The 21,428-nt window shown below is 47.2% G+C and carries 25 protein-coding genes and 1 riboswitch; of the genes, 22 read left to right on the top strand and 3 right to left on the bottom strand.

The window, feature by feature from the left end:
- The first annotated feature begins 153 nt into the window (after positions 1 to 153).
- The gene (lipB, locus tag BLS14_RS10755) at positions 154 to 861 is read left to right on the top strand and encodes a lipoyl(octanoyl) transferase LipB (RefSeq protein ID WP_064636784.1); all 708 of its coding nucleotides are present in this window, start codon (positions 154 to 156) and stop codon (positions 859 to 861) included.
- Positions 862 to 888: 27 nt separating this feature from the next.
- On the opposite strand, the gene prli42 is transcribed toward lipB, so the two are convergent.
- Positions 889 to 990, bottom strand: coding sequence for a stressosome-associated protein Prli42 (gene prli42, locus BLS14_RS10750; protein ID WP_090810668.1), 102 nt, complete (start codon positions 988 to 990; stop codon positions 889 to 891).
- Between the two features lie 83 nt (positions 991 to 1,073).
- Between prli42 and BLS14_RS10745 the strand changes: the two genes are divergently transcribed.
- Positions 1,074 to 2,207: a tripeptidase T gene (locus BLS14_RS10745; RefSeq protein ID WP_090951498.1), complete on the top strand. Its 1,134-nt coding sequence runs from the start codon at positions 1,074 to 1,076 to the stop codon at positions 2,205 to 2,207.
- A 126-nt stretch (positions 2,208 to 2,333) separates the two neighbouring features.
- Here the strand turns inward: BLS14_RS10745 and BLS14_RS10740 are convergent, their stop codons facing one another.
- Positions 2,334 to 2,468, bottom strand: a complete 135-nt coding sequence (locus BLS14_RS10740; protein WP_090810664.1) for a Z-ring formation inhibitor MciZ — start codon at positions 2,466 to 2,468, stop codon at positions 2,334 to 2,336.
- Between the two features lie 121 nt (positions 2,469 to 2,589).
- Here BLS14_RS10740 and BLS14_RS10735 point away from each other — a divergent pair, with 121 nt between their 5' ends.
- From BLS14_RS10735 to sigF, 11 genes are all read left to right on the top strand, one after another.
- The gene (locus tag BLS14_RS10735; protein WP_076291901.1) at positions 2,590 to 3,165 is read left to right on the top strand and encodes an NUDIX domain-containing protein; all 576 of its coding nucleotides are present in this window, start codon (positions 2,590 to 2,592) and stop codon (positions 3,163 to 3,165) included.
- Positions 3,165 to 4,385 carry an endonuclease Q family protein gene (locus tag BLS14_RS10730; RefSeq protein WP_256336349.1) on the top strand — a complete coding sequence of 407 codons (1,221 nt, stop codon included), beginning with the start codon at positions 3,165 to 3,167 and terminating at the stop codon, positions 4,383 to 4,385. The genes BLS14_RS10735 and BLS14_RS10730 overlap by 1 nt, the downstream gene beginning before the upstream one ends.
- A gap of 187 nt (positions 4,386 to 4,572) precedes the next feature.
- Positions 4,573 to 5,202: a stage II sporulation protein M gene (spoIIM, locus tag BLS14_RS10725; protein ID WP_063565728.1), complete on the top strand. Its 630-nt coding sequence runs from the start codon at positions 4,573 to 4,575 to the stop codon at positions 5,200 to 5,202.
- Between the two features lie 108 nt (positions 5,203 to 5,310).
- The gene (locus BLS14_RS10720) at positions 5,311 to 5,778 is read left to right on the top strand and encodes a ferric iron uptake transcriptional regulator (protein ID WP_063565729.1); all 468 of its coding nucleotides are present in this window, start codon (positions 5,311 to 5,313) and stop codon (positions 5,776 to 5,778) included.
- A gap of 157 nt (positions 5,779 to 5,935) precedes the next feature.
- Positions 5,936 to 6,178 (top strand): DUF4227 family protein, encoded by a 243-nt coding sequence (locus tag BLS14_RS10715; RefSeq protein WP_063565730.1) that lies wholly within the window; start codon positions 5,936 to 5,938, stop codon positions 6,176 to 6,178.
- Positions 6,179 to 6,251: 73 nt separating this feature from the next.
- Complete coding sequence (locus BLS14_RS10710) at positions 6,252 to 7,142, top strand: tyrosine recombinase (RefSeq protein WP_063565731.1); 891 nt, start codon at positions 6,252 to 6,254, stop codon at positions 7,140 to 7,142.
- A 179-nt stretch (positions 7,143 to 7,321) separates the two neighbouring features.
- Entirely contained in the window at positions 7,322 to 8,146 is an 825-nt protein-coding gene (locus tag BLS14_RS10705) for a purine-nucleoside phosphorylase (RefSeq protein WP_063565732.1), read from the top strand.
- Between the two features lie 302 nt (positions 8,147 to 8,448).
- A complete protein-coding gene (locus tag BLS14_RS10700; protein ID WP_231952730.1) occupies positions 8,449 to 9,570 on the top strand; it encodes a D-alanyl-D-alanine carboxypeptidase family protein in 1,122 nt (373 codons plus the stop codon).
- 143 nt (positions 9,571 to 9,713) lie between these two features.
- A complete protein-coding gene (gene spoIIAA / locus BLS14_RS10695) occupies positions 9,714 to 10,067 on the top strand; it encodes an anti-sigma F factor antagonist (RefSeq protein WP_036663380.1) in 354 nt (117 codons plus the stop codon).
- On the top strand, positions 10,064 to 10,519 hold the full coding sequence (spoIIAB, locus tag BLS14_RS10690) for an anti-sigma F factor (RefSeq protein ID WP_053784445.1): 456 nt from the start codon (positions 10,064 to 10,066) through the stop codon (positions 10,517 to 10,519). The genes spoIIAA and spoIIAB overlap by 4 nt, the downstream gene beginning before the upstream one ends.
- A 14-nt stretch (positions 10,520 to 10,533) precedes the next feature.
- The gene (gene sigF / locus BLS14_RS10685; protein WP_024630954.1) at positions 10,534 to 11,289 is read left to right on the top strand and encodes an RNA polymerase sporulation sigma factor SigF; all 756 of its coding nucleotides are present in this window, start codon (positions 10,534 to 10,536) and stop codon (positions 11,287 to 11,289) included.
- 89 nt (positions 11,290 to 11,378) lie between these two features.
- Here the strand turns inward: sigF and BLS14_RS10680 are convergent, their stop codons facing one another.
- Positions 11,379 to 12,311: an EamA family transporter gene (locus BLS14_RS10680; protein ID WP_063565734.1), complete on the bottom strand. Its 933-nt coding sequence runs from the start codon at positions 12,309 to 12,311 to the stop codon at positions 11,379 to 11,381.
- Between the two features lie 109 nt (positions 12,312 to 12,420).
- Here BLS14_RS10680 and BLS14_RS10675 point away from each other — a divergent pair, with 109 nt between their 5' ends.
- From BLS14_RS10675 to ribE, 9 genes are all read left to right on the top strand, one after another.
- Entirely contained in the window at positions 12,421 to 13,332 is a 912-nt protein-coding gene (locus BLS14_RS10675) for an AraC family transcriptional regulator (RefSeq protein ID WP_063565735.1), read from the top strand.
- Positions 13,329 to 13,550, top strand: coding sequence for a hypothetical protein (locus tag BLS14_RS10670; RefSeq protein ID WP_063565736.1), 222 nt, complete (start codon positions 13,329 to 13,331; stop codon positions 13,548 to 13,550). The genes BLS14_RS10675 and BLS14_RS10670 overlap by 4 nt, the downstream gene beginning before the upstream one ends.
- A gap of 542 nt (positions 13,551 to 14,092) precedes the next feature.
- On the top strand, positions 14,093 to 14,749 hold the full coding sequence (locus BLS14_RS10665) for a stage V sporulation protein AA (RefSeq protein ID WP_063565737.1): 657 nt from the start codon (positions 14,093 to 14,095) through the stop codon (positions 14,747 to 14,749).
- Positions 14,736 to 15,158, top strand: a complete 423-nt coding sequence (locus BLS14_RS10660; protein ID WP_063565738.1) for a stage V sporulation protein AB — start codon at positions 14,736 to 14,738, stop codon at positions 15,156 to 15,158. The genes BLS14_RS10665 and BLS14_RS10660 overlap by 14 nt, the downstream gene beginning before the upstream one ends.
- A gap of 86 nt (positions 15,159 to 15,244) precedes the next feature.
- Entirely contained in the window at positions 15,245 to 16,852 is a 1,608-nt protein-coding gene (locus tag BLS14_RS10655) for a spore germination protein (RefSeq protein WP_256336396.1), read from the top strand.
- Between the two features lie 104 nt (positions 16,853 to 16,956).
- On the top strand, positions 16,957 to 18,288 hold the full coding sequence (lysA, locus tag BLS14_RS10650) for a diaminopimelate decarboxylase (RefSeq protein WP_090951492.1): 1,332 nt from the start codon (positions 16,957 to 16,959) through the stop codon (positions 18,286 to 18,288).
- 222 nt (positions 18,289 to 18,510) lie between these two features.
- Positions 18,511 to 18,942 carry a peptidylprolyl isomerase gene (locus BLS14_RS10645; protein ID WP_024630947.1) on the top strand — a complete coding sequence of 144 codons (432 nt, stop codon included), beginning with the start codon at positions 18,511 to 18,513 and terminating at the stop codon, positions 18,940 to 18,942.
- Positions 18,943 to 19,088: 146 nt separating this feature from the next.
- Positions 19,089 to 19,252: riboswitch (FMN riboswitch) on the top strand.
- Between the two features lie 359 nt (positions 19,253 to 19,611).
- Complete coding sequence (gene ribD / locus BLS14_RS10640) at positions 19,612 to 20,715, top strand: bifunctional diaminohydroxyphosphoribosylaminopyrimidine deaminase/5-amino-6-(5-phosphoribosylamino)uracil reductase RibD (protein WP_063565740.1); 1,104 nt, start codon at positions 19,612 to 19,614, stop codon at positions 20,713 to 20,715.
- A gap of 40 nt (positions 20,716 to 20,755) precedes the next feature.
- Complete coding sequence (ribE, locus tag BLS14_RS10635; RefSeq protein WP_090951488.1) at positions 20,756 to 21,424, top strand: riboflavin synthase; 669 nt, start codon at positions 20,756 to 20,758, stop codon at positions 21,422 to 21,424.
- The last annotated feature ends 4 nt before the right edge of the window (positions 21,425 to 21,428 follow it).

Below are 21,428 nucleotides of genomic sequence, written 5' to 3'. Positions count from 1 at the left end.
GCATCATTTCAATGAGTTACTAATGATGCCAAGCCCTGAATAGATGGATAATGGGAAAGTGTATGTGCCAATGGCCGTGCACTTTTCCCGTTTTCTTTAATGAATGCTCATCATTATACAATGAACATTGAAACAGAAGGGTGTGGGGGAATCATGAGCAAGCCGCTGGATGTTATGTACATACCGATGCTTGATTATGAAGAGGCTTGGAACCGCCAGAAAGCGATTGTGCAGCAACTGGATGAGGGAGAAGGCGCGGAGCAGATGCTGTTGCTCCAGCATCCGCCGACGTATACGATCGGTTCACAGAATCACCCGGAGCACCTGCTTCTCAGTGAATACGAACTGCGGGAACAAGGTATCTCCTTGTTTCAAATTGACCGCGGCGGTGATATTACTTATCATGGCCCTGGCCAGTTGGTAGGTTACCCGTTACTTGTTCTTGGACGGGATGAAGCCTTGGATTTACATGGCTATTTACGTCGCCTAGAGCAGATGATTATTGATTACCTGGCTGATCAGGGTATTGAAGCAGGGCGTAAAGAGGCTTACACAGGTGTATGGATCGGAGATTTGAAAATTGCCGCCATCGGCGTAAAGTTCAATCGCTGTAAACATCGGCGTGGCTTCGTGACGAGTCACGGATTTGCTTTTAATATCACCTCAGGCATTCAGCAAGCAGGCTTTCAGGGTATTGTTCCTTGCGGGATTGAGCAGTATGGTGTGACCTCGTTGGAGGATATTACAGGCAAGACCTACACTGTGGAACAAGTTGCGCAGGATATCGTTCCATACTTTAACCGGATTTTCCCGTATGAGATTACCTGGATTACAGAAAAAGAAGCCCTTCCCCGTCTGTAAATCAGACAGTCAAAAGGCTTCAGGTTTCTATCCGAACAATAAAGGTTCGAGCGCAATGAAAAGGGTGGACCCAATCATGGCGAGCAGCATGAGATAGATAATGATGCGGAACCATTTCTTTTTTTGCATGATGAGAGAACTCCTTTCAACAAATGAATAAACAGACCATAGTAATTGTATTGTACCGTATCGAAGAAAGGTAGGAAAGTCCTATGATAAAACAGCAGCGTGTTATTGATCAATTTATGGAATTGGTGCAGATTGATAGTGAAACAACCCATGAACAGAATATATCAAAAGTGTTAAAAGACCAGTTTACTCAGCTGGGCCTCAGCGTGTATGAGGACGACACCATGGAGAAAACCGGACATGGCGCTGGTAATCTCGTGATTACCTGGGAAGCCGAGGGTGCGGAAGAAGCTACGCCCATCTTTTTCACATGTCATATGGATACCGTAACGCCTGGACAGGGAATTAAACCTGAGCTGGGTGAAGACGGCTGGATTCGCAGTGACGGCACGACAATTCTGGGTGCAGATGACAAGGCGGGGATTGCTGCTTTGTTTGAAGCGATTCGAGCTATTCAAGAGAACAACCTTCCACATGGAAAAATTCAATTTGTGATTACCGTAGGTGAAGAGTCGGGTCTGGTTGGTGCACGTGCAATGAATCCGAAGGATATTGAAGCCGAGTTCGGTTATGCCCTGGATTCCAACGGAGCTGTGGGTACAATTTGTGTGGCTGCTCCGGCCAGAGCGGAAATTCAGATGAAGATCTATGGGAAATCCGCACATGCGGGCGTGAATCCGGAAGACGGCATCAGTGCCATCCAAGTGGCGGCCAAAGCAATTGCAGCGATGAAGCTGGGACGAATTGATGATGAGACTACGGCGAACATCGGCAAATTCCAGGGCGGATCAGCACTGAACGTCGTCTGCGATTTTGTGCAGATTGAGGCTGAGGCACGCAGTATTGTGCAGGAGAAGGTAGAACTTCAAGTGGCCCAGATGCGTGAAGCACTGGAAACGACATGCCGCAAATATGGTGCAACCGCTGAGTTCCGCAGTGAGATCCTGTATCCTGCTTTTGGCTTCCATGATGAACACGAGGTTGTTCAGCTTGCACAGCGTGCCATTCGGAGCCTGGGGCTGGAAACTAGCACGTTTGCATCCGGTGGTGGCAGTGATGCCAACATCTTCAATGGGTTCAACATACCCACGGTCAACCTGGCTGTAGGCTATGAGGACATCCATACGACGAAAGAACGCATCCGTGCCGAGGATATTGTGAAACTATCTGAAGTGGTTGTAGCTATTATTCAGGAAACGGCTGCAAATAAAAAGTAATCCAAAGAGACTGAGGGTGAAACTCCCCGTGCTTCAACTGAAAAGTCCGAATCCGGTACAAACCGAGTTCGGACTTTTTGGCAAAACCATGTTATATTTCATGGGTATTGCAGACCAAGAACAGTATCATTTACGTCCAGCGAGCATATCGATTAATTTGGCATCTGGACCCCACTCACGCACCCATTGTTTGAGTATGAGCTGGACTTGTCTGGCTTGTCCGACCACGTGTACGGATTGCGGTGTTAAATAACTGTTCATTGGTTGTCCCCCTGATTCGCTATATTTGTTTGAAATCGCTATAAGCTCACCATATGCCAAAAAACAGAGGTTTATACGTATAAAGAGAACCAAAATTCGAAGAAGTGGAGTTGAAGAACAGATGAACCCAACCAATCATAAGCATCCTGCCAATCCAAAACTTGACGAAGAGACCATATCGACAAAGCCCATCTTCGAGGGCAAAGTCATTTCCCTTCAAGTCGACACAGTCAAGCTGCCTAACGGTCAGACTGCTACCCGTGAGATCATCCGTCATCCTGGAGCGGTGGCTGTCCTCGCGCTGAATGGAGATCGTATGCTCGTCGTTGATCAGTATCGTCAGGCCATGGGACGTACCGAAGTCGAGATTCCGGCAGGCAAACTGGACCCAGGAGAAGAACCTGAAGTGGCAGCAGCGCGTGAATTGCGCGAAGAAACCGGTTATGTAGCCAAATCACTGCGGCATCTGCGTTCATTTTACACTTCGCCAGGATTTGCGGATGAGATCATCCATTTGTATATCGCGGAGGAGCTCGAAGCAGGGGACATGGCTTTAGACGAAGATGAATTTCTTGAAGTATCCGAGATTACAATTGAAGAGGCTTATCAATTGATGGATCAGAATCGGATCAGTGATGCCAAAACGATGATGGCTGTGTATGCATGGGATCTTTACAGAACAACTGGACGGTTTTAATGATGAATGAGCAACAGGTAGCGTCTGCAGGGTGGGAGCCTTGTTATGCAGACCTCCATATTCACATTGGACGAACTTCGCGCGGAGAAGCTGTTAAAATCAGTGGCAGCCGTGATCTGACCTTCGAAAACATTGCTAGAGAAGCCTCGGATCGCAAAGGAATCCATCTACTCGGTGTCATTGATTGTCACTCTCCGGTTGTACAGATGGACATCGAACAGCTGCTTGAGAACGGCACGATGTCCGAGCTTGAGGGAGGGGGCATTGCGTATCAGGACACAACCATCCTGCTGGGTACGGAATTGGAGCTGCGCGAGCCAGGGATGCGGGAGTTCCATATGTTGGCCTACTTCCGTGATCTGAAAACCATGAAGTCCTTCACGGACTGGATGAAACGTTATATGAAAAATGTAAACCTGAGCTCACAGCGGGTGTATGTACCCGCGCTTGAGATGCAGGCCGAGATAAAGGCGCGTGGCGGGCTTATTGTGCCAGCGCATGCGTTTACCCCGCATAAAGGCATATATGGCAGCACAGCCTCTCGTATGGCTGATGTGCTGGATACTAGCCTGATCGATGCGGTTGAGCTTGGACTAAGCTCTGATTCATCCATGGCCAGTTATATTCGGGAACTGGATCAGGTTCCCTTTCTGACCAATTCGGATGCTCATTCTCTGGGTAAGATTGGACGAGAGTACAACGAGTTGCAACTCGCGAAGCCTTCTTTTGACGAATTCAGCATGGCACTTAAAGGACAGGCAGGCAGAAGCATTACAGCCAACTACGGTTTGGATCCGAGACTTGGCAAATACCATCGTACCTACTGTGCATCCTGTGGGAGCATTATGGACGAGCATGCGATGTCGGCAGAACGTTGTCCACACTGTGGAAGTGTGAAGCTTGTGCAGGGTGTACTGGATCGTATACTGGCAATCGCTGACCGAGAGAGTCCGCATGTTCCAGCAAACCGACCTGCTTATCACTATCAGGTACCGTTGGAATTCATCCCAGGTTTGGGGAAAGCCAAACTGCGCCAGCTGCTGGACCGCTTTGGTACGGAAATGAACGTATTACATCGTACAAGCGAGGATGAACTTGTAGAGGCCGTTGGACCGGTTCTCGCAGGTCTTATCGTTGCAGCGCGGGATGGTCAACTCGAATTGTCATCTGGTGGTGGGGGCACTTACGGAAAGGTGTCTAGCAAGGAAAGATCAGAGTAGATCAGTTTGCGGTATGCTCGTAAGGTGAGTTAGCATCATTTGGTGCGGGAATGGCATTTTGTCATGGAGAAGAAATCTGATTCTGGACAAGAAGTCATACGTGTGCATTCCGGTTCATAAGAATGACTATGAGGATTTCACTCGACATCCTTGCAGCATGATAACCGGAAAGGGGACTCGTACCTGTATGCGTTCTGCCTACTTCACATTCAAAGGCCAAACCTCTTTATATGTATTCGTGGCTGTCTTGTTTCTGGTGGGTGTCATTTTTGGCGCCCTGATGGTTAATGCCCTATCCCTTGAACAACGCCAGGATCTGGAGGGCTACCTCGGTAACTTCTTCATGACGGTACAGCACAGCGGACAGGTGACTGAGACCGGAACCTATTGGGACATTGCTATGCTTCATCTAAAGTGGGTTGGCCTGATCTTCATTCTGGGTTTATCGGTCATCGGTCTGCCGGGCATATTGGTTCTGGATTTTCTGAAAGGGGTGCTCATTGGTTTTACAGTGGGTTACCTTGTCGGACAGTATTCATGGAAAGGGCTGTTATTTGCCCTGGTTTCCGTTGCGCCTCATAATTTATTCGTGATTCCGGTACTGCTCATTTGCAGTGTGTCAGCCATGACCTTTTCCTTATATATTATTCGGAACCGTGTTCTGATGCAGCGGACACCAGGCCGTCAGAGGCCTTTTGCTTCATATATGGTGTTAACTCTCGTTATGGCAGCACTGCTGTTAGGGGTTGCGTCATTTGAAACATGGGTTACACCTGCGATGATGCGCTGGGTCACACCGATGCTACTACCCGCTTAGCTTTGCGCGTGATAGTGTAAAATGTTGACTTTAATTATGTACTCCCCCTATAATGAAAGAAGTGGGTTAAGTTGCAGTGTGCAGTGATTTCCTAGGGGGAGGGAGAAAATGGAAGCACGGATCGATAAAATTAAGCAGCAACTACAGTCCCAAGGATATAAATTAACGCCCCAGCGGGAAGCCACCTTAAGAGTACTTCTTGAGAATGAAGAAGATCATCTGAGCGCAGAAGACGTATTCATGCTCGTGAAAGAAAAGGCTCCCGAAATCGGTCTCGCAACCGTGTACCGTACCCTCGAACTGCTGAGTGAGCTGCATGTTGTAGAGAAAATCAACTTCGGCGACGGTGTAGCGCGTTATGATCTACGCGGAGATACATCCAAGCATCACCATCATCACTTAATCTGTGTTCAATGCGGAAGTATGGATGAAATACGTGAAGACTGGCTTGGACCGCTTGAAGAGCGACTGGAGCGGGAATTTAACTTTTCGGTAGTAGATCACCGACTGGATTTCCATGGGATTTGTTACCGTTGCAAAGCTAAAAATGACCAGAAGCCCAAAGATGAAGAATAACATAGCATATCTTCAAGCTCTCACCGGCGGTTTTGACGGGAGAGCTTTTTTGGTCCAGCGTGTGATGTGAGGTTTACCCTGAATGTCATATTCCTGTGTTCGTTAACATACCCTGATTCTAGACGAGTCGGATTCGAACCAGAAAGGGGTACAACCCATGATTATATCGCTGCGGAAAGGGCTCCGTTTTATTCGATTTATCGTATTTTTTGCTGCATTAGTTTATCTGTTCTATCATGTCCTGGATTTGTTCAACGGATGGATCTCACCTGTGGACCAATATCAGATGCCAACAGGAAATGCGGTTAAAGTATTTCAGGAAACGGTTTGGCCAAGTAACGGGGAAGGACGTCCTACAATGGCAGAGCGTCTCCGTTTATTCTATTGGTACGGAGAGTAGCTGGACAGCCAGGGATGCAAATACGGAAGCAGGTTGCCCGTGTGGCAGTCCTGTCAGATGAGGAGCGTTGTGCATGAAGCAGACGATACACGCCTATGCCTTATACTTGCAAGAGGATAAAGGGATGTCGAGCAGCACGCTGGAATCGTATCTTCGGGACGTGGACAAGTTCATCGAATTTGCGGATAAAGAATACGGTATCCGGGAAGCGGAGCAGGTGCGCCGGACGCATGTTATCCTGTTTGTAGGTCAGCAGAAACAGGCAGGACGTGCGAATGCAACCATTGCCCGCAGCGTTGTATCCCTGCGCTCCTATTTTCATTTTTTGATGCGGCGTGGTGACATATTACAGGACCCTACGTTTGATGTGGAGGCTCCAAAAGCAGACAAGACACCACCGCAGGTGTTAACCATCCAAGAGATCGAATTGCTGCTCGCGTCCCCCGATACCCGTTCACCGCAAGGGGTGCGTGACCGGGCCATGCTGGAGTTATTATATGCGACAGGCATTCGTGTATCCGAACTGATTGCACTGGATGTGCGGGACGTACAGCCAGGCATGCGCTTTATCCGCTGTGGAGGTGCCGGTAAAGAACGAATTTTGCCAATCGGTGCGCCTGCAGCAGAGTGGGCAAGTGTTTATGTGAACGAGTACCGTAACCTGCTAATCAAAAATGAGACGGACGAGCAGGCTCTCTTTGTCAACGTATCCGGTAGACGATTAACCCGGCAAGGCTTCTGGAAGCTGCTCAAAAAAGCAGCGATGGATGCAGGAATCTCGGGTGAAATCACACCACATACGCTGCGTCATTCCTTTGCTGCTCACCTGATTGCCAGTGGGGCAGATACCCGTGCGGTACAGGACATGCTCGGTCATGTGGAGCAGCCTGGGCAACAGTATGGGCATCATGGTCGCAAAACGATGAAAGAGATATATGAATCTCATCATCCGCGGGCAAAATAGTTTGTACTTGGATACAAATTTGCAAAAAAATGCGGAACAATAGTCCGATTTAGGATAAAATAAATTGAACACATTTAAACGCCGTTATACATAAGCGAATGCATCATTTCAGCGTGTAGTTTCCATTGATGTCATTTGCGGATACAGACGGATCGTTTCAACTCAAGGGGGAACATCTTATGACAGCATTAAACCAACAGATGATTTTGGAAGCGGCATCTTACATCCAAAGCAAAAGTTCCATTAAACCGGAAGTCGGTTTGATTTTAGGTTCAGGACTTGGCATTTTGGCAGAATTGATTGAAGATGGCGTAAGCATCGCCTATCAGGATATTCCGCATTTTCCGGTGTCCACAGTAGAGGGACATGAGGGCGAATTGCTGGTGGGAACCATCAAAGGCCGTCCGGTCGTTATGATGAAAGGTCGTTTCCACATGTACGAAGGATATGGTCCGGAACTGACTGCCTTCCCGGTACGTGTTATGAAAGAACTGGGCGTAACTTCGCTGCTCGTAACGAACGCTGCAGGTGGCGTGAATACCTCTTATGAGGCGGGTGACCTGATGCTGATCTCGGATCATCTGAATCTCACAGGCAAGAATCCATTAATCGGACCGAATGACTCCGCACTGGGTGTGCGCTTCCCGGATCTGTCCGAAGCGTACAGCCGCCGTCTGCGTGCGCTGGCGAAGGATACAGCCGCGTCACAAGGTTTTGATGTACGTGAAGGTGTATACGCAGGTATGCTTGGTCCAAACTATGAGACACCAGCTGAGATCGTGATGCTGCGTACGCTGGGTGCGGATGCTGTCGGCATGTCTACCGTTTCTGAAGTCATCGTGGCACGCCACGCCGGCATAGAAGTACTCGGTATCTCCTGTATCAGCAACATGGCTGCCGGCATTCTGGACCAGCCGTTGTCGCATGATGAGGTTATGGAGACGACAGAACGTGTTCGTGAATCGTTCCTGGCCCTTGTGCTGGCTGTTATTCCACAAATGTAACTGATCAATAAGAAGACGATCTACCCTAATGTGATTCATTGGGGCAGATTGTCTTTTTTTTATTTCCTTAACGGGCAGCTTTCTCATCCAATGAGTGTCAGGCTCGTTTTTTGTGTTTCACACGGATTACATAAAAAGTTCGGGAAATCATTCTTTACATGGAATAATTTACTTCAATCGGGCCGACAATGATTAGCAGTACATGCATGGAACATGCAGTAAGCAAGTCATTTGAGGAGGTAACCCTAGTGAAGAAACGAATAATGGCATCGTTCATGACCCTTTGTATCCTGCTGCCCCTGATGGCATCAACCGCGCTGGCTGAAGAAACTCCCAAAGCAGCGGGGGGAACCGATTTGGCCCCGTCGGCACGCTCTGCCATTTTGATGGATGCTGATACGGGCACTGTCATTTTTGAAAAAAACAGTCATGATCAGCTGCCACCGGCGAGCATTACGAAGATTATGACCATGCTGCTCACCATTGAAGCGGTCGACTCTGGCAAGCTGAAGCTGACGGATAAAGTGAGAACGAGTGAATATGCCGCATCCATGGGTGGATCACAGATTTTTCTGGAACCTGGGGAAGAGATGACGGTCGACGATATGTTAAAAGGTATTGCTATGGCTTCCGGTAATGATGCCTCTGTAGCGATGGCTGAGAAAATTGCCGGTTCGGAGGAAGCCTTTGTACAACTGATGAATGAGCGGGCGAAGGAACTCGGAATGAAGGATACTCATTTTTCCAACTGTAACGGCCTGCCGGTCGATAACCATTATTCTTCGGCCCATGACATTGCGGTCATGAGCCGTGAACTGCTGAAGCATCCGGGGATTACGAAATATACCGGTGCATACCAGGACTACCTTCGTAAAGATAGCGAGAAGCCATTCTGGCTGGTGAATACGAACAAGTTGGTTCGTTTCTACTCCGGTGCCGATGGGTTGAAAACAGGATACACTTCCGAAGCCAAGTTTTGTCTCTCGGCTACAGCGATGAAGGATGGGCTTCGTACGGTCGCGGTAGTACTCGGAGAACCCAATACCAAAACACGGAACAGTGAAGTTTCCTCGATGTTTGACTATGCTTTTGGGCAATACACGATGAAAGCCCTGTACAAGTCAGGGGACCTGCTGGGTAGTCTGAAAATTGAAAAAGGTGAAGTTGCCGAATTGCCGCTGAATGCAACACAAAATTATAGTGTGTTGATGCGCAAAGGTGCGAAATCGGATGAGATCCGTCATGAATTGCTGATGGCAAAAGAAGTGAAAGCTCCGGTCAAAGCAGGTCAGAGTGTAGGTAAACTAGTCGTCTACCAGGGCAATGAAGTCATCAAGGAGTTCGACATTCAGGCTCCGCAGGGTGTGGACAAGGCTGGCTGGTGGAAGCTGTTCAAACGCACAACCTCCAAACTGTTCGATTAAACGGCGATTTATGCAGGATGCGTGCATCCTTTGAACGTATTTTGTAGTTAATTAGGGGTTTTCTTCTAGTTTTGTCGGGGGGCAGGAAAAGCCTTCGGGAACGTAGAAATCCTTGTTCAAGACAGGGAGGAGAGTGAGCAAACGTGAACTTGCATGTGGAAATGGAACATCACCGCGGGATTCTGATTGTGCGATTATCCGGGGAGCTGGATCACCATACAGCTGACATGGTACGGATGCAGATGGATGAAGCTATCCAGCGCAGACAATGCGAGCATTTGGTACTTAGCCTGAAAGATCTGCAATTCATGGATAGTTCGGGTCTGGGTGTCATTTTGGGTAGATACAAGCTCATTAAGAATAAAGGCGGCAAGATGGTTGTCTGTGATGTCAATCCGCCAGTGTATCGTTTGCTGGAAATGTCAGGTTTGTTCAAGATTATGCCGATTTACGAAAATGAGGGAACTGCTCTCTCGGGTCTGGAGGTCGTCTCATGAATGAAGGAACGGGGACAAATTTCATGAATCTGCAATTCGCGGCCAAGTCGGAGAACGAATCGTTCGCACGGGTGACGGTTGCTGCCTTCATCTCCCAGCTTGATCCTACGATGGACGAGCTTAGCGATCTGAAGACGGTCATTTCGGAAGCCGTAACGAACAGCATCATCCACGGATACAACAACAATGCGGAAGGTGTCGTGTCCATTCAAGCCGAGATTCGGGATGACATGATTACCATCATTGTGGAAGACCGTGGTGAAGGCATCGAAGATCTTGAACTTGCCAAACAGCCGCTGTATACGTCCAAACCCGAACTTGAGCGCTCGGGCATGGGCTTCACCATTATGGAAAACTTCATGGATGAATTCGAAGTCAGCAGTGAGCCCGGCAGAGGCACCTCCATCAAGATGAAGAAAAGGATTGAATCCAAGAAAGCATTGTATAATTAGGGGTTGGTAGTCTTATGGATGCTGAAGTGAAACAGTCTTCACAGACCTATTTGGACGATGCCGAGGTCAAACGGCTGATTGCGCTCAGTCAGTCGGGTGACCATGTCGCACGGGATACGCTGGTGAACTGCAACATCAGACTCGTCTGGTCCGTCGTACAACGTTTTATGAACAGGGGATATGAGCCGGAAGATCTGTTCCAGATTGGTTGTATCGGGCTGCTCAAATCGGTGGATAAATTCGATCTCAGTTATGATGTGAAATTCTCCACCTATGCTGTCCCGATGATTATCGGAGAAATTCAGCGCTTCCTGCGGGATGACGGCACGCTTAAGGTCAGTCGTTCGCTCAAGGAAATGGCGAATAAAGTCCGCAAAAAAAGGGATGAACTCTCCAAACACCTCGACCGTCTTCCAACGATTAAGGAAGTAGCCGCGGAGTTGGGGGTAACCCCAGAGGAAGTTGTATTTGCTCAGGAAGCCAACAAACCGCCGACCTCCATACATGAGACGGTGTTTGAGAATGACGGCGATCCGATTACACTAATGGACCAGATTGCCGATGAGTCTCAGGAACGGTGGTTTGACAAACTTGCGCTAAACGAAGCGATTGGCGGTCTCAGCGAAAGGGAACGGCTGATTGTATACCTCCGGTATTACCGGGATCAGACCCAGTCCGAGGTCGCTAGCAGGCTGGGTATATCCCAGGTGCAGGTGTCACGACTGGAGAAAAAAATACTTCAATCCATCCGCGACCAGATCGCACAGTGATTTTGGATTGCTGACAACAATATGGGTGTTAAACCACCAATATACGACAACTAACAACCTTCTATCGCGCATTTAATATGCGAAGAAGGTTATTTGTCGTTGACCTGAATGGGTTTGGGGCGATTCGACTGCAACAATAATATCAATCCAATGATACATGCGGTCCCCAGCCATTGAAATATCCCGAAGGGTTCATGCAACCAGATAACAGTGGTGCCAACGGCAGCAAGCGGCTCCGCGCTTCCCATTAAACTCGTTTCTTTGGCTGACAGGCTTTTTAAACTTTCGATATAGAACCAGAATGCAATCATTGTCCCTAAAATAATGGTAAAGGCCAAATATCCGTAGGTTTCCAAACGCAAGCTAGCAAAGTCCATTTTCCACGGTGGGTGGATGAGACTCAGCGCAGCGCCTCCGATAATCATTGCCCAGCCTACCACAACAAGTGAATCAAACTTTTCAATCCGTTTCACGGCGTAGAGGGTATAGAAGGCAGCGGCAACTCCGGATAACAACCCCCACAATACTGCGGGTAAAGGCACAGACAATTGGGAGAGAGAACCATTGGTGAGCAGGAGAAAACACCCGCTCAGAGCCAGAATCGCTGATGCAACATCCTTTCTGCTTAGAGCAGCCTGTTTTCGCCAGATCATATAGACTATGATCATGACTGGTGATAGATATTGAAGTAGTGTCGCTACTGCGGAGTTGCCATGTTGAATAGACGCCATGTACGTATATTGAACAGCGAGCATCCCGAATAATCCGAAAATGATTAGCTGCAAGGCTGTTTTTTTCTGCTTCCACATATCGAAAATTTGCGAGCGCCTTGTTGTAAAGGATTGAACCGTCAGAAGCAGTATACCCGCAATCAGCAGTCGAACCGTTACAAACCAGTTGACTTCAATTCCGTATTGTTGAAACAGTTTTTGTGAAACTGTTCCGCCAATGCCCCAGCATATCGCACCTGTAAGAACGAAGAATAGGCCTGATTTTCTAGATCTTTGAATAGATATTTTCATGAATAGCGCCCTCACCTTAAATATAAGAATAGTGCTATATTAAAACGAAATAGGCTATAATAATATCAATATCGCACAGATAAATATCATTATATTGAGATGAGAGAATATGCTTAAGATAGAATTTGGAATTGATAAGAACGGGAGGGAACTGACGGAGCATCGTACAGTTATATTGCCTGTGGCGTGTTATGAAACCACAATTGCACGCAATGTTCACGGGCATATTCCTTTGCATTGGCATGATGAATTGCAGTTTGTCTTGGTTGTCCAGGGCGAAGCTCTTTTTTATGTGAATGATCAAAAGATCATTGTGCTCCAAGGCGACGGGCTGTTTATCAACAGTGGTTGCATGCACATGGCAGAGGAACGGGGTAAGCAGGATAATTGTATTTATCTTTGTCTAAATGTCTCTCCGCATTTTGTTGTGCCTTCCGAGTTATATTTGAAGTATGTTCATCCTTATATCTCAGCAACCAATTTACCTTATCTTCATATCAAAAGGGAAATTTCATGGGGAGTTCAAGTCCTCGACGCCATCCGGCATGTTAAAAAGGATTTGGATGAGCAGCCTCCATTTTACGAAATGAATGTGGCTGCAAGCCTTTTGACGATATGGAAACATCTGATTACAAGTGGATACGCGCTGGAATATGATCCATCCGAAATCATCAGAAGCAGGCGAATGAAGGATATGGTCGAATGGATTCACCTGCACTTCGCCGAACCAATCCAATTGGAGGACATTGCGAGGGCCGGTCAGTTAAGCCGCTCGGAAACATGTCGTTATTTCAAACAAATGTTGAAGACAACACCCATGCAGTATGTTATTGATTATCGAATTCAAAAAAGTGTGGAGTTGTTGCAACTCCAAGAACGTAGTATTACCGAGATTGCTTATGAAGTTGGTTTTAATAGCACGAGCTATTTTATCCATCAGTTTCGTAAAACCATGCAAATCACCCCGTTAAAGTTCAGAAGAGAAGTGGAGTTGAGAATTAAGGAGGGTATTGAACATTGAACAAAAAAATGAAAGTATTGTTATCCGTCCTGCTGATAATCACGGCTTTTGTTTTTGTTTATATGCGTTATTTCCACCCGTTCCCCAAAGATATTGAAGTAATCCAAATTACTCCTTCTTCAGATATAACCTCTTCACAGGAAGTCCTGACAACGATGCGTAAGGCTTTCACAAAGATACCTGATCAGACAATCCATAAGGTTTTCTCTTCTCAATAAGTCGCTATATTAGCGGCTTTTTTTGTTTTTGTGCATTAGTCATAAAGAAAAGTAATAGAGAAAAAGCTGTAATTAAGCCAGCTATTAAATCTCCTACTACCGCCTCCCTGCACATTTATTGCAGGCCTTTGAAAAAAAGGGACCCGTGCAGCGGAGGGATGGAATCGGACAAAGGAGCGAAGCGTGAGGGCTCGTCTAAGGATACACACAAGCAACGTAGGCGGCAGATTAGACCTGAAGAAGCGAAGCGTTCGCCTAAAAGCTTTCTGAAAGAAAGCTACTTCGAAAGCATACACTGTCTCCAAATTTCTAACATTTAGAAATAAATCAAAAGAATTTGGAGACAACAGCGATCGGAAGGTTGGTCTGCAGCTGGAGTGCCTGCGTGTAGTTCCCTTACTAACCTGAGAGCAACAGCGACCGATGGCCGATCCATCCCGAAGCGCCCGCAGGGTCCACACAACCTTTTTCCAACCAAAATGTAATAAATTTGCACATTCTTCAAATACTAACCTAAATTACGCAGTAAAGGAGTGTTCCGGATGTCCCTGACACCCACTCCAACGGTCTATGTTCGTTTGCGCAGCCGTATTCGCATCCAAAGAGGCCGAAGTGTCAAGCTTGGAGATGTAGCTCACTTGCTCACCTCTCCCGAAGAACAGGAAGGAAGGCTGCTTGAGCTTGAATTGCTGCGCCCCGGACCGGAGGACGGCAATCTGATCCTCATTGATATATTGCAGATCATCCCCGAGATCCGTCGAACCTTGCCAGATGTCACCGTTGAATTAATCGGATCGGGTCATACGCTTGTTGAGGTGGTTGTAGGAAGTGGCAAGCCTTCCAAATCTCTGTTCATCCTGGTGTGGCTGCTGCTTTTCTTTGGATCAGCATTGACCATTATGAATTTTCATGCGGACGTAAACATGCAGGAAGTCCAAATTCGAATTGTAGAGATGATTACGGGCCACCGGGATGAGCATCCGTATCTGTTTCAGGTGGCGTATTCTCTCGGGATCGGGTTTGGTATGGCTGTGTTTTTCAATCATTTATTCAAGAAAAAGTGGAATGAAGAACCTACCCCTTTGGAAGTGGAAATGTTCCTATATCAGCAAAATGTAGACAAGTATGTAGTGATTGAAGAAACCGAACGTATGCATGAAGAGGAACGCAGGGAGATGAATGCGGATGAGCGTTCTTAACGGAGCAATCAGCATTGTGCTGGGCATTGCGGGGGGAATCGCTGTAGGAAGCGGTGTGATTGCGCTTATTCTCGTGCTTGATATGATCCCAAGACTAGCTCAACTTACGCGAACCTATGACAAAACCCATTGGTATGAAGGGGCCTTGATCGGAGGTTCGCTGCTCGGTACTGTTGCGGATTTTTGGCACTGGAAGGTACACGGAGCGCTGTTGCTGAGCCCGATCATCGGACTGTTTTGTGGTGTGTTCATCGGTCTGCTTGCTGCGGCACTGACTGAGGTGCTGAATGTACTGCCAGTGCTGGCAAAACGACTGGGCATGAAATCGTATTTGTTTGGATTGTTGCTTGCTATGATTTTGGGGAAGATGACGGGCTCCCTGTTTGACTTTTTTGTATACCAGCGTTAAAACGTTAGGCCTAAGGAGGATGGGAAATGGACGTAAGATCGGACAACGACGGGCATGAATCCAGCGAAGCAACATCCGAAGAGAAGATGCATAAATCTCCTTATGAGATTCAAAAGGAAGAAGAAAAGAAGGCTTACGAAAAGAAGAAGCAAAATGAAATGTCTGACAGTATCGAGGAATCGGTAGAATATTGGCAGGAAAACGACGATATATCCCCTCGCATGAGTGATAACAAATATACGCTTCAGCAAGTGTTGGGACTTGGAGAGTCCTTTGATGTGAATATGAGGGAAATGGTCTTGGGTGGCAAACATGTTGGATTGTTGCTGCTGACTGGGTTTGCAAAGGATGAGATTCTGCTTGAAGTGTTAAAAAGGCTAACCTATCTTACACCGGAGCAAGTGTCCGGACATGCGCTGAAGTCGTATTTCGAATGTTACATTCCTCATATTCAAGTTGAGCGAGTGGAGAAAATGAGCGCCGTCATCAACAAGGTCCTCACTGGCATGAGTGCCATGTTTGTCGAAGGGGATCGTTCCGTTATTATTATGGATACCCGCAGCTATCCGGTACGTTCCCCAGAGGAACCTTCGCTGGAGAGAGTGGTGCGGGGTTCAAGAGACGGATTCACGGAGACACTTCTGACCAACGTGGCGTTAGTGCGCCGAAGAATACGGGACCCAGGATTAAAATTTGAAATTATGCAGGTTGGACGCAGATCGCAAACGGATGTCTGTGTTGTATATATTGACGATATCGTGGACAAGGTTCAGGTGGATTCCGTTCGTGAAAAAATCAAACGAGTAAATATCGACGGCATCCCTGCTGCCGATAAACAGCTTGAAGAAGCGATTATTAACAAGGGTTGGCACCCGTATCCGTTGGTTCGTTATTCGGAACGACCGGATGTGACAGCTTCCCATCTGATGGACGGAAGGGTTGTTGTTTTTGTAGATACTTCACCCAGTGTGATGATTCTGCCCACGACCTTTTTTGACCTGTGTGAGCATGCGGAAGAGAACAGACAGACCGCCTTTATGGGAACCTATCTGCGCTGGGTACGATTTGGGGGTATTCTGATTTCGCTTTTCCTGTTGCCGCTATGGCTGTTGATGGTTATTGACCCTGCCATTAAGCCAGCAGGAATGGAGTTCATCGGTCCTCATGAAAATGCCCAGCTCCCGCTGATTCTGCAGTTCCTGCTTATTGAATTCGGAGTGGATTTATTACGGATGGCAGCAGTCCATACCCCGACGCCACTCGCTTCGGCCATGGGTTTGATTGCGGCCATTTTAGTCGGGGATATCGCCGTAAAAACAGGATATTTTGTCAATGAAGTGGTACTTTACATGGCGATTGCCGCGATTGGTATGTTTGCAACACCCAGTTATGAGCTTGGTTTGGCTAATCGATTGGTCAGATTGTTTTTGCTCGTTGCTGTGGCGATATTCAAGGTTCCCGGATTCGTTGTCGGGACGACGTTCATTATCGTGGCGCTCACTTTGCATCGCTCCTACAACTCTTCGTATCTCTGGCCGTTCATACCGTTTAATGCAAAGGCTTTGGGTAACTTTTTGTTCCGTTTGCCGCTGTTGGAAAATAAAAAACGTCCTTCGATCAACAAAACGCGTGACAATACCAAAATGGACAGTGATCCAGACGGGGAACTGCAAAAAAGTAAAAAACACAAATGATCTGCCGAAAAATCCATTCTTCTCATTTTCTAATTTGATATACTGGTGTAAAATCATTGGAATAACAGCTGTTCCAGTATATAAAAAAGTGAGGAATGCAGATTATGTATTTACATGGTACAAGTAAAATAAATGCACAGGGACATCTGGAAATTGGTGGAGTCGATACAACCGACTTGAAAGAACAATTTGGAACTCCCCTGTATGTTGTGGACGAGCAATTGGTTCGTGAGCGTTGCAGAGAGTATATGGAAGCGTTCCGTGCTTCAGGCCTGGTTTTCCAGGTTGCTTATGCAAGTAAAGCATTCTGCGTAATGGCGATGTGTGCCCTTGCTGCGGAAGAAGGACTTTCCTTGGATGTTGTATCCGACGGTGAATTGTTCACGGCACTTCAAGCCGGTTTCCCGGCAGAACGCATTCATTTCCACGGTAACAACAAAACGCTGGAAGAGATCGAAATGGCGCTTGATGCAGAGATTGGCTGCTTCGTTGTGGATAACTTCAATGAACTGCACTTGCTGCAAGCTGTAGCCGCAGACAAAAATCGCAAAGTTAACATTTTGCTTCGTGTGACGCCTGGTGTTGAAGCGCATACGCATGAATATATCTCGACAGGACAAACGGATTCCAAATTTGGATTCGATATCGGGAACGGAACGGCATTTGAAGCCATTGAATTGGCTTCCAAGCAGTCAAATCTGGTATTGCTCGGTGTGCATTCACACATCGGATCCCAAATTTTCGAAGTTGAAGGCTTCCAGATGGCAGTTCAACGCGTTGCTGAGTTTGCAGCAGATGTGTATGAGCGTCTTAACGTGGCATTCAAAGTGGTTAATCTGGGCGGTGGCTTCGGTATCCGCTATATCGATGGAGATACACCGCTTGAAGTTTCACAATACGTGAAAGCCATCACGGATGCGGTGAAAAATCATTTTGCTCAAATCGGCTATGCCGTGCCTGAGATCTGGGTTGAACCAGGCCGCAGCATCGTAGGGGAAGCGGGAACTACGCTCTACACTGTTGGAACAAGCAAAGATATTCCAGGAGTTCGTAAATACGTAGCTGTGGATGGTGGAATGACAGACAATCCACGTCCAGCGCTGTATGAGTCCAAATATGAGGCTGTATTGGCAAACCGTGCAAATGAGGCTGCTCAGGAAACGGTATCTGTTGCTGGTAAATGCTGTGAGAGCGGCGATATGCTGATCTGGGATCTGGACCTGCCTAAAGTGCAAAGCGGCGATCTACTCGCAGTAGCTTGCACAGGCGCATACAACTACTCGATGGCAAGCAATTACAACCGGATTCGTCGTCCGGCAGTTGTGTTTGTCAAAGACGGTCAAGGGGATGTAGTGGTACGCCGTGAGACGTATCAGGACATCATCCAGAATGATCTCGTACCTGAGCGTATTGCAAAACAGCCAGTTACCCGTTAATTAAAGAACAAATAGTGGAGCACTATATGAAGAAGACAAAAAAGGACACTCCTTTTTTGTCTTCTTTTGCATCTTTAGGGCTGGATTTTGAAAAAAACTTGCTTATTATTTTGCGATCAATCCATTTTCAGTGTACACTAAGAAAAGTGCTATAAAGCTTGGCCCAGGGTCATGCGTTCTGGCACCATTAACGATGGTCAATACGAAAGGAGTCATTTACATATGGCGAAACAAGCGAAAATCAAAATGGCAAACGGCGGAGAAGTTGTAATCGATTTGTTCGATCAAGAAGCTCCAAACACAGTAGCAAACTTTGAGAAACTGGCTAACTCCGGTTTCTACAACGGTCTTGTATTCCACCGTGTTATTCCGGGCTTTGTAGCTCAAGGCGGATGCCCTAACGGTTCCGGTGCAGGCGGCCCAGGTTACACAATTAACTGTGAAATCAACCCGAACAAACATGAGCGTGGAACTTTGGCTATGGCTCATGCAGGCCGTAACACAGGGGGAAGCCAGTTCTACATCTGCTACCAACCGCAACCACATTTGGATGGACAACATACTGTATTTGGTAAAGTAACCAAAGGTATGGAATTCGTGGACGCTTTCGAAGGTCGCGACAAAATGGAAACAGTTGAAGTAGTAGAAGCTTAATCAATAAACGTATGTAAACCGTTTCGCAATTAGCGAAGCGGTTTTTGTTTACACTTAAGCTTATTAAAAGTTAGTATGTGACAAAAAGGAACAAAAAACAATTGATTTTTTGACGTTAAAGTGCTAACATCCAATTAATAACGCAACGAATCCTTCAGGGCAGGGTGTAATTCCCTACCGGCGGTGATGCAGTATGTGAGGATATCTATCCAGCATTGATGCAAAGTCCGTGACCCGTCTGCCTGTGGCAGATGGCTGATCTGGTGTAATTCCAGAACCGACAGTATAGTCTGGATGGGAGAAGGAGAGGGTGCAGTCCTTAGGGGCCGCATTCCGCAGGAGTGTTGCTGTACAGTTTTTGACGAATTCATTTCCTGTGCAGGGAGAAATCCGGTTACTTCCGGAAATCTTCATACATATGCCACATCATAGAAGCTCTTTACCTGTAATTGAAGTTCATTAAGGTATGTGTCTGCTTTCACTTGCCTGAAATGAAGTTTTGGGCGATGTGTTGTTGGCAATGTATCAATAGTACTGCTGGTGACACATGTCTCTCATCATCCCCATCGAACGGTTTGTTCGACGGGGATTTTTTATTGGATATGGAACATGCCTCTCTGTTGGAAGGGAGGTCTATAACTTAAGATTTTAACCGTGGGGTGAACGGACTTGGAAATGATTAATGATGAATTTTATATGGCGCTAGCACTGGATATGGCAGAACGGGCACAAGGACAGACCGGAATCAATCCGGTAGTTGGTTGTGTCGTGGTAAAAGAAGGACGTATCGTGGGCCTCGGAAGTCATCTCAAACGGGGAACGGGTCATGCAGAGGTTCATGCACTGAACATGGCGGGTAGTGATGCTGAAGGCAGTACAGTGTACGTTACGCTCGAACCCTGTAGCCATTATGGCAAGACTCCACCATGCAGTGAACGTCTCATTCATGAGAAAGTGAAACGTGTCGTTGTATGCTGCGAAGATCCGAATCCGCAAGTATCCGGCAGAGGAATCAGCATGCTGCGTCAACAAGGGATCGAAGTTGAAGTTGGAGTGCTGCGTGAGCGCGGAAGACGGATGAACGAGAAATTTATCAAATACATTACAACAGGTCTCCCCTTTGTAACTTTAAAGACGGCCTCTACACTGGATGGCAAAATTGCTACGCGTAGCGGTGACAGCAAATGGATCTCTAACGAGTCAGCTCGCGAGATTGTACACGCTCTTCGCCATCGCCATCAAGGAATTATGGTTGGTGTGGAAACGGTCATTGCAGACAATCCCGAACTCACGACTCGCTTGCAAGTGGAAGGGATCAGCCCGGTACGAATCGTGGTCGATTCCAAGCTACGTCTGCCTGTAGGCGCCAAAATGGTCAAGGATGGCCTTGCACCTACCTGGGTGCTTACAACAGATGAGGCGAGCCCTGAAGCGGCAGAGCGGCTGGAAGCCTATGGGGTGGAGATTATACGTTGTGGTCCAGGACCACGTGTTGATCTACTGAGTGCACTCAGCAAGCTCGGTGAGCGTGAGATTGGTTCAATTCTGCTTGAAGGCGGTGGAACATTGAATGGGTCCATGCTGGAAGCGCGGTTGGTAGATCGACTGCTCATGTTCATTGCTCCGAAAATTGTCGGAGGATACGAAACACCAGGCAGTTTCCGCTTTGAGGGTGTAGAGCGCATGAGTCAGGCGATTCAATTACATCAGCTGGAAATTGAGCAAGTTGGAGATAATATCAGCATTGGCGGAATTCCGGTTTGGCCTGAATAAATGAATTAACGATAATGAAATAAATAAAGGAGGCGGTAGCATGTTTACCGGTTTGGTGGAAGAAGTCGGTCAGATCCGGCGGATAGGTCGGAAAGGCGAAGCGATGGTCCTGAATATCGGAGCTTCCGCCATCATGAACGACTTAAAGATTGGCGATAGTGTAGCTGTAAACGGGGTATGTTTAACTGCGACAACCCTGGAGGGTGGCGGATTTACTGCCGATGTGATGCCCGAGACATATCGACATACCAATCTTAGTCAATTGCAATCCGGCAGCAAAGTTAATCTGGAGCGAGCCATGCTGTCAGGTGGACGTTTTGGCGGGCATATCGTTCAGGGCCATGTCGATGGCACTGGGGTCATTGGCAGCATTACACGTGACCAGAATGCAATTGTTTTCGAGATCAAACCTGACGATATGCAGCTGTTCAAATATCTGATACCCAAAGGGTCTGTAACCCTGGACGGAATTAGTCTGACCGTTGTGCATACTTCACAGACCGCATTCACTGTATCCATTATTCCACATACCATTGGTGAGACCGTATTAAATGGGAAAAAGACGGGAGATACCATCAATATTGAGTGTGATATTTTGGGCAAATATGTGGATCATCTGCTGCACTATGGTAAGGGACATCAGGAGACCGGTGCGGGCAAGCCGCGAAGTATCAGTGAGGATTTCCTGGCTAATCACGGCTTTGCTTAACAAA

Source organism: Paenibacillus sp. OK060 (assembly GCF_900101205.1).
Lineage (GTDB): Bacteria > Bacillota > Bacilli > Paenibacillales > Paenibacillaceae > Paenibacillus > Paenibacillus marchantiae.
Note: the sequence above shows the minus strand (reverse complement) of the source record. Positions and strands in the feature narration are given on the sequence as shown.

Excerpts from the sequence above, each read along its gene's own strand:
- lipB (WP_064636784.1), top strand. The coding sequence starts at position 154 with ATGAGCAAGCCGCTGGATGTTATGTACATACCGATGCTTGATTATGAA.
- prli42 (WP_090810668.1), bottom strand. The coding sequence starts at position 990 with ATGCAAAAAAAGAAATGGTTCCGCATCATTATCTATCTCATGCTGCTC.
- BLS14_RS10745 (WP_090951498.1), top strand. The coding sequence starts at position 1,074 with ATGATAAAACAGCAGCGTGTTATTGATCAATTTATGGAATTGGTGCAG.
- BLS14_RS10740 (WP_090810664.1), bottom strand. The coding sequence starts at position 2,468 with ATGAACAGTTATTTAACACCGCAATCCGTACACGTGGTCGGACAAGCC.
- BLS14_RS10735 (WP_076291901.1), top strand. The coding sequence starts at position 2,590 with ATGAACCCAACCAATCATAAGCATCCTGCCAATCCAAAACTTGACGAA.
- BLS14_RS10730 (WP_256336349.1), top strand. The coding sequence starts at position 3,165 with ATGATGAATGAGCAACAGGTAGCGTCTGCAGGGTGGGAGCCTTGTTAT.
- spoIIM (WP_063565728.1), top strand. The coding sequence starts at position 4,573 with ATGCGTTCTGCCTACTTCACATTCAAAGGCCAAACCTCTTTATATGTA.
- BLS14_RS10720 (WP_063565729.1), top strand. The coding sequence starts at position 5,311 with ATGGAAGCACGGATCGATAAAATTAAGCAGCAACTACAGTCCCAAGGA.
- BLS14_RS10715 (WP_063565730.1), top strand. The coding sequence starts at position 5,936 with ATGATTATATCGCTGCGGAAAGGGCTCCGTTTTATTCGATTTATCGTA.
- BLS14_RS10710 (WP_063565731.1), top strand. The coding sequence starts at position 6,252 with ATGAAGCAGACGATACACGCCTATGCCTTATACTTGCAAGAGGATAAA.
- BLS14_RS10705 (WP_063565732.1), top strand. The coding sequence starts at position 7,322 with ATGACAGCATTAAACCAACAGATGATTTTGGAAGCGGCATCTTACATC.
- BLS14_RS10700 (WP_231952730.1), top strand. The coding sequence starts at position 8,449 with ATGGCATCAACCGCGCTGGCTGAAGAAACTCCCAAAGCAGCGGGGGGA.
- spoIIAB (WP_053784445.1), top strand. The coding sequence starts at position 10,064 with ATGAATGAAGGAACGGGGACAAATTTCATGAATCTGCAATTCGCGGCC.
- sigF (WP_024630954.1), top strand. The coding sequence starts at position 10,534 with ATGGATGCTGAAGTGAAACAGTCTTCACAGACCTATTTGGACGATGCC.
- BLS14_RS10680 (WP_063565734.1), bottom strand. The coding sequence starts at position 12,311 with ATGAAAATATCTATTCAAAGATCTAGAAAATCAGGCCTATTCTTCGTT.
- BLS14_RS10675 (WP_063565735.1), top strand. The coding sequence starts at position 12,421 with ATGCTTAAGATAGAATTTGGAATTGATAAGAACGGGAGGGAACTGACG.
- BLS14_RS10665 (WP_063565737.1), top strand. The coding sequence starts at position 14,093 with ATGTCCCTGACACCCACTCCAACGGTCTATGTTCGTTTGCGCAGCCGT.
- BLS14_RS10660 (WP_063565738.1), top strand. The coding sequence starts at position 14,736 with ATGAGCGTTCTTAACGGAGCAATCAGCATTGTGCTGGGCATTGCGGGG.
- BLS14_RS10655 (WP_256336396.1), top strand. The coding sequence starts at position 15,245 with ATGCATAAATCTCCTTATGAGATTCAAAAGGAAGAAGAAAAGAAGGCT.
- lysA (WP_090951492.1), top strand. The coding sequence starts at position 16,957 with ATGTATTTACATGGTACAAGTAAAATAAATGCACAGGGACATCTGGAA.
- BLS14_RS10645 (WP_024630947.1), top strand. The coding sequence starts at position 18,511 with ATGGCGAAACAAGCGAAAATCAAAATGGCAAACGGCGGAGAAGTTGTA.
- ribE (WP_090951488.1), top strand. The coding sequence starts at position 20,756 with ATGTTTACCGGTTTGGTGGAAGAAGTCGGTCAGATCCGGCGGATAGGT.